This window comes from Pseudoalteromonas sp. Z9A5, assembly GCF_011378875.1.
GTDB lineage: Bacteria > Pseudomonadota > Gammaproteobacteria > Enterobacterales > Alteromonadaceae > Pseudoalteromonas.
In genome coordinates this window covers 1-12531 of the sequence record NZ_WTLC01000070.1, presented here as the reverse complement: position 1 = coordinate 12531, position 12531 = coordinate 1, and the positions used below count along the sequence as shown (strand labels likewise).

The 12531-nt window shown below is 38.1% G+C and carries 9 protein-coding genes and 2 tRNA genes; 7 read left to right on the top strand and 4 right to left on the bottom strand.

Annotated features, from left to right (window positions below):
* Window positions 1-157 precede the first annotated feature (157 nt).
* A tRNA-Leu gene (locus GQR56_RS20620) sits at window positions 158-242 on the top strand.
* A gap of 39 nt (window positions 243-281) precedes the next feature.
* Window positions 282-356 (top strand) — tRNA-Gln (locus tag GQR56_RS20615).
* 5 nt (window positions 357-361) lie between these two features.
* Here the strand turns inward: GQR56_RS20615 and GQR56_RS20610 are convergent.
* Window positions 362-1759 carry a bifunctional diguanylate cyclase/phosphodiesterase gene (locus GQR56_RS20610; RefSeq protein WP_231613202.1) on the bottom strand — a complete coding sequence of 466 codons (1398 nt, stop codon included), beginning with the start codon at window positions 1757-1759 and terminating at the stop codon, window positions 362-364.
* Window positions 1760-2129: 370 nt separating this feature from the next.
* Window positions 2130-3311 carry an FAD-dependent monooxygenase gene (locus GQR56_RS20605; protein WP_166115141.1) on the bottom strand — a complete coding sequence of 394 codons (1182 nt, stop codon included), beginning with the start codon at window positions 3309-3311 and terminating at the stop codon, window positions 2130-2132.
* Between the two features lie 244 nt (window positions 3312-3555).
* Here GQR56_RS20605 and miaB point away from each other — a divergent pair, with 244 nt between their 5' ends.
* From miaB to lnt, 5 genes are read left to right on the top strand one after another with little or no spacing between them, the layout of a single operon-like run.
* The gene (gene miaB, locus GQR56_RS20600; RefSeq protein WP_024610063.1) at window positions 3556-5004 is read left to right on the top strand and encodes a tRNA (N6-isopentenyl adenosine(37)-C2)-methylthiotransferase MiaB; all 1449 of its coding nucleotides are present in this window, start codon (window positions 3556-3558) and stop codon (window positions 5002-5004) included.
* A 57-nt stretch (window positions 5005-5061) separates the two neighbouring features.
* A complete protein-coding gene (locus GQR56_RS20595) occupies window positions 5062-6120 on the top strand; it encodes a PhoH family protein (protein WP_024610062.1) in 1059 nt (352 codons plus the stop codon).
* Between the two features lie 4 nt (window positions 6121-6124).
* On the top strand, window positions 6125-6583 hold the full coding sequence (ybeY, locus tag GQR56_RS20590; protein ID WP_024610061.1) for an rRNA maturation RNase YbeY: 459 nt from the start codon (window positions 6125-6127) through the stop codon (window positions 6581-6583).
* Between the two features lie 23 nt (window positions 6584-6606).
* Window positions 6607-7488: a CNNM family magnesium/cobalt transport protein CorC gene (corC, locus tag GQR56_RS20585; protein ID WP_024610060.1), complete on the top strand. Its 882-nt coding sequence runs from the start codon at window positions 6607-6609 to the stop codon at window positions 7486-7488.
* A complete protein-coding gene (gene lnt, locus GQR56_RS20580; protein WP_346775785.1) occupies window positions 7469-9022 on the top strand; it encodes an apolipoprotein N-acyltransferase in 1554 nt (517 codons plus the stop codon). Before corC ends, lnt begins: the two co-directional genes overlap by 20 nt.
* Before the next feature lie 38 nt (window positions 9023-9060).
* On the opposite strand, the gene GQR56_RS20575 is transcribed toward lnt, so the two are convergent.
* A complete protein-coding gene (locus GQR56_RS20575; protein ID WP_166115135.1) occupies window positions 9061-10620 on the bottom strand; it encodes a P-loop NTPase fold protein in 1560 nt (519 codons plus the stop codon).
* A gap of 169 nt (window positions 10621-10789) precedes the next feature.
* On the bottom strand, window positions 10790-11800 hold the full coding sequence (locus GQR56_RS20570; protein ID WP_166115132.1) for an RDD family protein: 1011 nt from the start codon (window positions 11798-11800) through the stop codon (window positions 10790-10792).
* Between the last annotated feature and the right edge of the window lie 731 nt (window positions 11801-12531).

Here is a 12531-nt window from a genome sequence, read left to right as displayed (position 1 = left end):
GATATCGCCAAGCGGTAAGGCACCAGGTTTTGATCCTGGCATTCCCAGGTTCAAATCCTGGTATCCCAGCCAACTTCTTCTACCAAGGAAAGTTGGACAAATGAATGGCTCAGCTAAGAGTTTAAAAAAGCGACTAGTGTTTAAATACACGAACGATGCGGGAGTGGCGGAATTGGTAGACGCGCTGGATTTAGGTTCCAGTAACTTCGGTTGTGAGAGTTCAAGTCTCTCTTTCCGCACCATGTTCTTACTTAGAACTAAAACTAGTGCAAATTTATAGTTGGGATATCGCCAAGCGGTAAGGCACCAGGTTTTGATCCTGGCATTCCCAGGTTCAAATCCTGGTATCCCAGCCAATTTGTTAAATTATCTGATACATATCTTCATTAGAATATTTCTTAATAAACTCTTCTAAATTAATTGGCTTACTAAAATAATATCCTTGTAAATAATCACAGTTCATTGATGTGAGTGTTTCTTGAAGATCTTTATTTTCAATACCCTCTGCTACAACTTTACAATTAAGTCTATTTGCTAAAAATAACGTTGACTCAACAATTGCGTAATTAGCTATTTGTGTCAGCATATCTTTAATAAACGACTGATCTATTTTTATTTGGCTAATTGGCAATTCCCTTAATAACGATAACGAAGAAAACCCAGTACCAAAGTCATCTACACTAAATTCAAAACCTCTGTCATTCAACTTATACATCATGCTACGTGCTGCATCTAAATTCGTCATCATTGCACCTTCGGTAATTTCAAAAATAATAGAATCGCTTAAGGTAGGGTCTAAGTTAATTAACGGCTCCATAAATTCGTAAAAATCTTGGCTCTCTAAATCTCTTGTTGATAAATTAACGTGTAATGAGCCAGCGAATCCGGCACTTTTTAATTTATTTAAATGTTTTATAGTTTCTAGAACCACCCACTTAGATATATTTAAAATATCTCCAGTTTGTTCTGCAATTTTTATAAACACTTCAGGACTGATAAATGAGCCATCACTTTGCGGCCAGCGAATTAATGCCTCAGCGCCATGTATTTCATCAAACTGTGAAGAGAAGATAGGCTGTAAATAAAGTTCGAATTCTTGATTTTTTAAAGCGCTTTTTATTTTGCTCGACATATTAAATAAATCATCGGCTCTTACGCTTAAATCACTAAAATAACTAACAACCTGCTGATGTGTCTTTTTTGCCTCGTGCAATGCTAAATTAGCCTGCTTAAATAGCTCATTTATATGAATACTGTCTGCTGGATAATTACTTACCCCAACTTTTATTTTAACGCGTATAGTTTGCTCAAAAATAGAGAATGGTCTTTCTATTGCTTTATTTATTAATTGAATGCATGAGGTAAGCTTATCTTGAGAAACAGAATTCAATAAAATCCCAAATTCATCACCACCAATTCGATAGAGTTTAGTGATACCCAATAAATTTTGATTTAACGTTTTTGAAAAAATACAAAGTAATGAGTCCCCACAGGTATTACCGTAAGAATCATTAATTCGCTTAAAATTGCTAAGATCGATTAAAAGTAAAATGAAAGGTTCATTGTAATTTATTTTTTTATTGAGGACTTCAAAAAACTTTTTCCGATTAGGAAGGTTTGTTAGGCTATCGTGATCTGCTAAAAATCGCTGATGGTCGGCTGAACGCTCTATTTCTATAATACTTTTAAGGCTAAGCTGGATAATCATGTATACAAATGCACCACCACCAAACAAAATGCAAGATACGCTCAATGTCATAAATGAACTTATATCATTATTAACAAAATAATAGAGTATTCCCCAATACCCTAAAATAAAAAATATAATCAAAACAAGTAACAAACACCAAGCTAAACGGTTCGTTTTTTTACATACCTTTAAGGTTGGTCTTATGCTTACAGTTAGAAGTAATGCCCCTACCATAATCATAAAAATAAATAGATTATCCACATACACTCTTTTAATACAATTCGTTATATATTTATTATGGCTAATAAACCTGATAACGAAATAAAATACATAAAAAAGATGTGATATGTAAAAGAGATACAGAGATAGGATTGACCAGCGCACCAACAAGGATATTTTTAGCGCGCCCTTTTAAATACAGTTTATTGAAAGTAAATTATTAACCTAGTTCTCCGCTAATAGCATACTTTAAGACCCAGTTTTTCAGCGGTCCTGTATTGTTAGCCATTTTTAAAAACTGGCTTCGCGCCCATTTTAGTGGTGTAACTTGGTTGGAAAATCCAAAGTAACAGGCATCCATCATGCTCATCATTAATAGATTAGCTTTTCGACGACTGCGCTCATATTCTTTAAGTTTTAACAGACAACCTACATCACTCGTACTTAACAGCACTTCAGCAAGCGCTACAACGTCTTGAAAGCCTAAATTAACGCCCTGCCCTGCAAGCGGGTTAATGGTATGCGCGGCATCACCCACTAATACTAAGCGTCCTTGTGAGTAATTATTGGCATGTTGTCGGGTAAGCGGAAAAACCGCATGGCTTTGTACTTCAAAGTCACCAGCAAGTTCAGGAAATTTATTAAGGATATGTACTTTTAGCTCTGCTGGAGATAACCCTTTAAACTCTTGAAGCGTATTTGCATCGTCGTACCAAATTAAATTAGCGTACGGTGCCTGCATAGGTAAAAATGCTAACGGTCCGGTTGGTGTAAATTGCTGCCATGTTTTAATTTGTTGCGGCGCATCTAACTTAATTAATACACCCATACAATGTTGTTGGTACTGCCAACCAGTAATACCTATATTTGCTTTAGCACGAAGTTGCGACTGTCCACCATCAGCTGCAATAACTAAATCAGCGGTATACGTTTGCTCACCATACACTAGCGTAATTGCATCTGGAGTTTGCTCAATACTTGTAATAGGCACTGATTGTTCAATAACTTCAATGTTGTATTGCTCAAATTGCTGCCACAAACTTGCTTGAATTAAATTATTTTCAATCAAATGACCTAAATGCGTCGTGTTTATATCGGCGCAATCGAACAATAAGTTATCACCACCACGCTCAAACGCCTCGAGTTGTTGATAAGGCGCTATACGGTTTTGCCTTAAAATCGGCATTGCACCTAATTCATCAAGTAAATTTTCTGAAAAGCGATTAATAGCCGACACTCTAATATCAACAATATCACTACTCAAAATTTTTGAAGGGTCAATAAGGTGCTTTTCTATTATGCGTACGGCTTTGCCTTGCTGTGCTAACTTTATAGCCATTGTTGCACCAACCATGCCGCCGCCAACCACTATCACTTTATTTTGAGTCATGTTTTTCATCATTTTATTATTACTTGAGTCTGTTTTGATTGTATCAAAATTAATTTGTTTTATGCCAGAGGATATCCTCAAGAGCATATTAAACTGGGTCTGTATTGATTTGAGATCACAAACATGAAAACTATACTTGGATCTGGGCGGGTATCCAGCTAAAATACGCGTCCTTTAAGTGAGCATGCTTGCTCCTTAATCCTGTTTTAAGCACATTTTTGTGCCACTATCGAATTGAACACGAGGCTATATTTCAATGAGTAAAAAGCTGCATATTAAAACCTGGGGTTGTCAGATGAACGAATACGACTCTCAGAAAATGGCTGAACTTTTAGATGCGACCAACGGCTATCAGTTAACTGAAGATGCAACAGATGCCGACGTAATCTTACTCAACACCTGTTCAATTCGTGAAAAAGCACAAGAGAAAGTATTTCACCAATTGGGTCGTTGGAAGTTGTTAAAAGACGACAAGCCAGATTTAATAATTGGCGTAGGTGGTTGTGTTGCTTCGCAAGAAGGTGATTCTATTCGCCAGCGTGCACCATTTGTAGACGTTATTTTTGGTCCGCAAACGCTTCACCGCTTACCTGAAATGATAAAACAAGTACAAGGCAATAAAGGGTCATCGGTTGTAGATATTTCGTTCCCAGAGATTGAAAAGTTTGACCGTCTACCAGAACCAAAAGCGGATGGTCCATCTGCATTTGTATCCATTATGGAAGGTTGCTCTAAATACTGTACTTTTTGTGTTGTACCGTACACTCGTGGCGAAGAAGTTAGTCGCCCAGTAGATGACGTATTACTTGAAATTGCACAGCTAGCTGAGCAAAATGTACGTGAAGTAAACCTACTTGGTCAAAACGTAAATGCATACCGTGGTGACACCCACGATGGCGAAATTTGTTACTTTTCAGATTTAATTCGTCTAATTGCTGCTATTGATGGTATTGACCGTATTCGTTACACCACATCGCACCCGGTAGAATTTACACCAGACATAATAGACGTTTATGCCGATGTACCAGAACTAGTAGATCACTTACATCTACCAGTACAAAGTGGTTCAGACCGTATATTAAATCTAATGAAACGTGGTCATACGGCTATTGAGTACAAATCAACAATTCGTAAATTACGTAAAATTCGTCCTAATTTAAGCATGTCGTCAGACTTCATAATTGGTTTCCCTGGCGAAACACAAACAGACTTTGAAGCGACTATGAAGCTTATTAGCGATATTGGTTTTGATATGAGCTTTAGCTTTATTTACAGTGCTCGCCCAGGTACACCTGCTGCAGATTTACCAGATGACGTAACAGAGCAAGAGAAAAAAGAGCGCCTATACTTACTACAAAATCGTATTACACAAATGGCGCAGCAAATTAGCCGTCAAATGTTCGATACAGAGCAACGTATACTTGTTGAAGGTCCTTCTAAAAAGAACCCGATGGAATTACGTGGTCGTACGGAAAACAACCGTGTAGTAAACTTTGTTGGTCCACATACAGTGATCGGACAGTTTGTTGACGTACGTATTACCGAAGCACTACCTAACTCTTTACGTGGTGATTTAATTCGTACAGAATCAGAAATGAACTTACGACGTGAAATAGCGCCTTCAGATATTTTAACAAAAGCAGCTAGTGCTGCACCAAAACCAGACACAATTAACGAAATTGGCGTTGCTACTTTCGTTCCATAGTCTACATAATTAGAATTTGCGCCAGTTAATACTGGCGCTATGCTATAGGAAGTAATTTTGAGTAATCAATTAAAAACATTAGAGATTTATTTAGAACCTGCCGATAACAAACGCCTTTCTTCATTATGTGGTCCGTTTGACGAAAACATCAAACAAATTGAACGCCGTCTGGCTGTTGAAATTATCCACCGCGACAACCTATTTAAAGTCACTGGTAAGTTGCACAATAGCGCTGGCGCTGTAGAAATCTTAAAAAACCTTTATATTGATACTCAACCTGTCCGTGGCGTAATAGGTGAAATAGAACCTGATAGTGTTCATTTAGCCATTACCGAATCAAAAGCCCTAGAGCAAGATGCATCAAGCAGTGCTTACGGCAAAGACATGGTCATAAAAACACGACGTGGTGTAATTAAGCCACGTAACGACAACCAAGGTGTATACGTTGCAAATATTTTGCATCACGATATTACATTTGGTATTGGCCCGGCTGGTACTGGTAAAACATATTTAGCTGTAGCGACTGCCGTTGACGCCCTTGAGCGCCAAGAAATTCGCCGTATATTATTAACTCGTCCAGCTGTAGAAGCGGGTGAAAAGCTTGGCTTTTTACCAGGCGATTTAAGCCAAAAAATAGACCCGTACCTGCGCCCGCTTTACGATGCCCTATTCGAAATGCTTGGTTTTGAGAAAGTAGAAAAACTCATCGAAAAAAATATCATTGAAGTTGCACCGCTTGCTTATATGCGTGGTCGTACTTTAAACGATGCCTTTATTATTTTAGATGAAAGCCAAAATACCACTGCCGAGCAAATGAAAATGTTTTTAACCCGTATAGGGTTTAACTCAAAAGCAGTTATTACTGGCGATATTACACAAGTAGACTTACCACGAGGCACCCGCTCAGGGCTTCGCCACGCTATGGAAGTACTTGATGGTGTAGACGAAATAAGTTTTAACTACTTTAAGGCCCACGACGTAGTACGCCACCCTGTAGTAGCGCGCATTGTTGAAGCCTATGAGCGAAACGACGAACGCGAGCGACTAAACCGTATTGAAAAGCAAAAAGCGAAAGACCAGCTTGCTGTTCAACAAACGCCTTCGACTAAAGAGTAATACATTGACAACCGAACTTGATTTACAAATAGCGTGCGAGTTTGAAAACTTGCCAAGCGAAGAGCAGTTTGCGTTATGGGCTGACAAAGCACTTAGCCAATACCGTGATGAGTCAGAGCTGAGCATCGTCATAAGCGACGAAGCACAATCGCAGCAGCTAAATAACGATTATCGCGGTAAAAACAAACCAACTAACGTATTATCGTTTGAATTTGAAGCGCCACCGGGAATAGATATTCCTCTCGTGGGTGATTTAATTATTTGCCCAGCTATAGTATTAGCTGAAGCAATTGAGCAAGAGAAGTCATTTCATGACCACTTTGCCCATATGGTCATTCATGGATGCTTGCATTTACTTGGATTTGACCATATAAAGAGTGAAGACGCTTTCGAGATGGAAAGTATAGAAAAGCAATTACTTGCAGAGCTAAACATAGCAGACCCATACCGGGACGATATTTAAAATTAATGGAGCAATTAGACGCAATGAGCGACGGTAACTCGCAATCTAGCCAGGGTTCTTCTGGCAAAACGTGGTTGGGCAGAATAGCCCAAATGTTGCAAGGGGAACCCCAGAATAGAGAAGAGCTGGTCGAAGTAATTGCCGATGCGCAAGAACGAGACGTAATCGATCCCGAAACAAAAGAGATGATAGAAGGTGTGCTCGGAGTGTCTGAGCTTAAAGTGCGAGACATAATGGTACCGCGCTCACAAATGGTCACTCTAGAGATCGACAGCCCGCTTGAAGAGCTAATACCCATGATGGTCCACTCTACCCACTCACGCTTTCCAGTGGTGATTGAAGACAAAGACCACGTAGAAGGTTTTTTACTTGCTAAAGATTTATTGCCATTAATCTTAAACAAAGACGAGCACCTACCATCAGTACGCGATTACCTACGTCCAGCAATGGTAGTACCTGAAAGTAAACGTGTTGATACTCTACTTAACGAATTTCGTCAGCAACGCTACCATATGGCAGTGGTTATTGATGAATACGGCGGCGTATCGGGTTTAGTAACTATTGAAGATATTCTTGAAATTATCGTTGGCGAAATCGAAGATGAGCACGACGAAGAAGAACACGAAGATATTCGTCAATTAGCTAAACACGTTCACGTGGTGCAAGCGCTAACGCCTGTAGATGACTTTAACGAGCATTTTAAAACAGGTTACAGCACACAAGACGCCGATACTATTGGTGGTACTGTACTGCATGCATTTGGTCATATGCCAGGTCGTGGTGAAACTATTGATATAGATGGTTACCAATTTAAAGTAACCAACGCCGACAATCGTCGTATCTTACAACTGCAAGTCACCGTTCCTAAGGTTGATGATAACGACAGTGAAGAATCTGCTAACTAAACTTACCCGATTAGCAAAAGATAAAAAAGCATGGCTCGCACTTGTTGCGGGTCTTGTTTTAACTTTTGGCTATGCCCCTTTTGAAATTTGGCCGATTGCGTTTCTAAGCATTGCCGCCATTACTTTTTGTGTTAACCCCAATAATACCGGTAAATTACATGCAAAAACTGCCGCTAAATATGGTTTTATATTTGGTTTAGGTTGGTTTGGTGCAGGTATAAGCTGGGTACATGTATCTATTGCCACCTTTGGCGGCATGCCGCTAATAGCATCGCTCTCATTAATGGCTTTATTGTGCTCTTACTTAGCGTTATTTCCGGCACTTGCCTTTTACTTAACAACCCGCTTTGCAAGTGGTCCTAAAAGCTTTGGCGCACTCCTTATTACCAGCTTTGCAATTAGCGAATATTTACGTGGCGTAGTGCTCACCGGTTTCCCGTGGTTAAGTTTTGGTTATACGCAAACAGATGGTCCACTCAGGCTACTTGCCCCTTATATTGGCGAATTTGGTCTTACTTTAGTGTGTATTGCCATTGGTTTTGCACTTTATCGTTTAACTCAAAAAGATTTTAAAACCCCAACAGTTACCGCAACTGCTGTGGCACTTATTTTTACAGGTGCGCAAAGCACTGGCACCGTGCATTACTCAGATAAAAATATGTCTGTGTTGCTCGTGCAAGGCAATATACAACAGCACTTACGCTTTGATCCAAGTGAATTTTGGACCACAATGAGCAAATACCAAGACATGACGCGCCCACATTGGAATGCCGACTTAATTGTATGGCCAGAAGCCGCAGTGCCCGAAATAGAAATGCTGGCCGACTCTTACTTAGCAGGGCTCGACAGTGCCGCCTCATTTAACAAAACCGCCCTAGTAACCGGTATTGTTGACTACCAACGAGACACTAAAAACATATTTAATACACTTATTGTTGTAGGCAATAAAGAACGCGACGACGAGCACGGGCATTACCGTTACCTCGATAAAAATCGCTATCAAAAACACCAATTATTACCGATTGGCGAATTTGTACCATTTCAAGAATTTCTGCGCCCTATTGCCCCGTTATTCGATTTACCTATGTCGTCGTTTACGCGTGGCGACAAAGTGCAAAACAACTTGCGTGCAAATGGCTATAACTTACTCCCCGCTATTTGCTACGAAATAGCCTTTTCCGACTTAGTACGTGGTAATTATAAAAGCGACTCCGACCTACTCTTTACTGTAAGTAACGATGCTTGGTTTGGCGACTCTATTGGCCCACTGCAACACATGCAAATAGCCCGCATGCGCGCGCTTGAATTACAACGCCCACTAGTGCGCGTTACCAACAACGGTGTAAGCGCCGTATACGACCCCATAAGCCACACACAACAAACCATGCCACAGTTTGAAGCTACTACATTGAAAGCTAACATTAAGCTTATAAAAGGCGACAGCGTGTACAGCCAATACGGAAACATATTTGTTTGGGGATGTGTGTTTTTGATGGGTCTTGGTGGTTTTGGGGTTAGGTTAAAAAGGTATTAATATACCTTTTTAACCTTATAATTAGTAAAGAATGGCTATTAAGTATTCCTGAAAAATAGAGGATGTATCACAAACTTCTTATTTAAATCTGTGATATCTAGTTCGGGCTTTTCAAACGATGAATAAATAAACAAAGTACTAGATTTTTTAATGCCTATAACACCTACTGCAAACCACACTTTTATTAGTTCATTTAAATCCATTGCTCGTCGATCATGTTCTTCATCATCTTTTACAACTGGTATATCAAGCAGATAGTTTGACACTTGATCAATAATACCTTGAGGCATATCTAAAACTTTAAATTCATTGGTTGGAATAAAAGATAAGCTATCTAAATAACTCTCAATATGATGATAAATACTTGCCCATTCTTTAACTAATGCTTTCTTTCGTCCAGAATAAAACTTTTCTTCAGCTTCAAGGATAATATCTTCATTTAATTCAATCTTACCATCACAAGCACCTAGACATAAATTAACGAAGCTAATCGCATCTCGAGGGCGAAGCATAGTTCTCTCTAAAATATATAAATCTGCATCTAGATCATTTACCTTGAAATTGAATACATCAGCTAAGGTAACGACCTTAGTTCCTTGATACTGATTTCTAACAAGGTGGTTTATACGTGAGTCTAAGATTCCTCTAATTTCTTCTCGATTCCAAGATATCGCGTAAATCAAAGACTGATCTTTTTCATCTTGTCTCAAACTATTTTTATAAATTCCCATTATAATATCTGTTCTAATAGAAATTAAAATTTTCACCGATTTAATATCTAATAGCTCTTTAAACGCTTCTAACAAAGCGTTTATAAAATCATATCTGATGGCACTTGAACTCAACCATGATTTATCAAGATCATCTATGCTAATGATTATTCTTATTTGTTTTTCATTAGAAAACTCTTCCTGAATCACTTTAATGAGCTCTTTTTGTTTTCTAAGAAGCTCTTTACTAACATAGCTAGATGTTACTGACTGTATTTTTTGTAAGTTTTCCTCGAGCTGTTTACCTTCAAATTTAAAAATCCCACCATTTGCTCCACCTGACAAAGATTCTTGCATTTTGTTCGTTATTTCAGTGATCACATTATCGTTAAAAAAATTATCTTTATAAGCTTCAACATACTCATTTGCAACTTCCGGGTTATATCTTTTTTTCTTCGAGCTGATTAGTCTTTTTATCGACTCAAAAAAGCTATCATACGATGAACGGTGAAGAAGATTAATAACCTTCACTAAAAGGACATGTAGCCATAATGATTTATAAAAAACCCTTAGATCAATGTCCTTATCAATTAGATCAGAAATAAATATATTATTTTTTATGTGTTCAAAAACTGTATTTTCAGCTTCAATCGTATCGTGAACTTTTACGTTCTCGCTATTAATAATCTGCTTTAATAAAGCTGTTTTCCCACTTCCAGTTCTTCCAACAATAATTCTTCGAGTAAAATCGGGGTTATTCTCACTACTGTCAAAATCAAGAATGCCTTTAAATACATCTGACTCATAAAAACAAGACTCTAAAAAAGAATCAGTTTCAGCCTCTAACTTACCTATTTCAGCATTTTTCCTAAATTTATATGAACTCATTTCCTTCGATACTCACTTGAAAATATTGACTAATATTAATACAAGAATCACGTACATTATTTCACAATACAACTTTTTCATGTTCTAAATAAAGTTAAGAAAAATGCAACAATCCACCTTTTACAAACCACAAACATACTTTCTTAGAACAGTTATTGCCAACTAAAAACTAGTCCTTCACTGCATCTACAACCGTTTCAACGCTTACAACTTGATTCAAGTTACCTTTAATAACCACAGTCGCTGATATTTTATCTTGAATGGCTTGTCTGTTTGGGTCCCAATATATCTGTAAAAACCCTAACAAGCCTGTGGCAAAGCCTGCACCGTAGCCGCCGTAGCGACCAAAACAATCTAATAAACCTAATGGCTCGCCGCTTAGGGCAACCACGCGAATATTACATGCTTTTTTACCTGGTGTTTGCCCGCGCCAAAGTAACGAGAACAACGTAAAGTAAACAGCAGCCCAGCCAAAACCCAAACCTAAGTCTTGAATAATGCCTTTACTCCACTGCAAAATACTGTTGGTAGTTGTTTGTGCAGGCTTTTCTTCTATTAACTGTGCGGGCTTTATTTTGTTATTTTCACTGAGCACTAATAGCTGTAAAAATACGGTAGCAAGTTGTGGATTTTGTAGGTCATCCATTTCTGCTAATTTAGGAACTTGCCCTATTAAATTATCAAGCGCGTTTTGTTGACAAGGTTGATCACAGCTTTCACCGGCTGTTTGCGCTAAATAAGTATTTACCCGTTGTTTTTCTGTGGCGGTAAGCTGAATTTCATCTTGTATTTTTACGCCCTGAACAGCCAAACCTTGATCAGCATCATCGTCTTCTAGGTAATCAATGCCAATTGAAAGCACAGTAAGTGCGCTTACAAATAAAATACTTGCTGCCGTTATTTTTAAGATTCTTCGCCACACATTCGACATTTTCGGAAGGTATTGCTGAGCCGTACCTTTATAAAAAGCCATTGCAGCGACAAATGCTATTAAAGCCGCGCTGAGTTTAGCTGCTAAAAATATCAGTGCTACATCAATAATAATCGCTAATGCTCGCCTACTTGGTGTAGCTAAAGGCAAGCCCAGTAAAGCACTGTCAACTTTAAAGGCGTAGGGTGTAATAACTTCTCGGGTTTCAGAATTTGATAATTCTAATTGTTCTATCTCTATGGCTTTCATTTATATTCTTGTTATTAAAATAGGTAACCTAGTTAACTTACGCATTTTTTATTTTTTTCTCAAGGTAAAGTAAATAAACTGATAACAATCCTTAATTGTATATGAACTAAATGCATTTTATTAACTCATAACGTAGCTATTACATTGAGAAATAAGTGTGAATAAAGGGAATGCATAGTCGTGGGCTATATCGTTATGTATACATGGCGTGTTGCTGTACTTATTACTTTCACATAAATTACTTTCGCAAAAAAATAAAGGCTGAAGAACCTCAAACAAAAAAAGGCACCGTAATAAGCGCTTATGTTATGGTTAACTTATCAACGCTGCCAAAGTTAAGCACCGTTAACACCAACACAAATGCACCAATTGTTGAGCCTGCAAAGTTAGAGGTAAAAAAAGCACCTGAACCAGCTTTTAACGGTAAATGCTATTTAATTGATACTTCACCGTATTTGGTAGTAATGGCATGCCTCAAGGGAGCGCGCAGACCTGCCCTAGTGAACAAACAGATGATGAAATATTATTTAATAAAATAATGGATAAGTGGGCTCGCAAAAATAATTAGTTTTAAATTAGTGAACAAATACGTTGTTAAAGCGTATTAGTTATAAGTACTCCACTTACTTAATACCAATTCATAGGTTAGACATTAAGAGATAATTGGATTCAGGCCGCATTTTAATCGTCCTTTTTCTTTATCTCTTTTTGGGTTCGCTCTTCGTGCATAT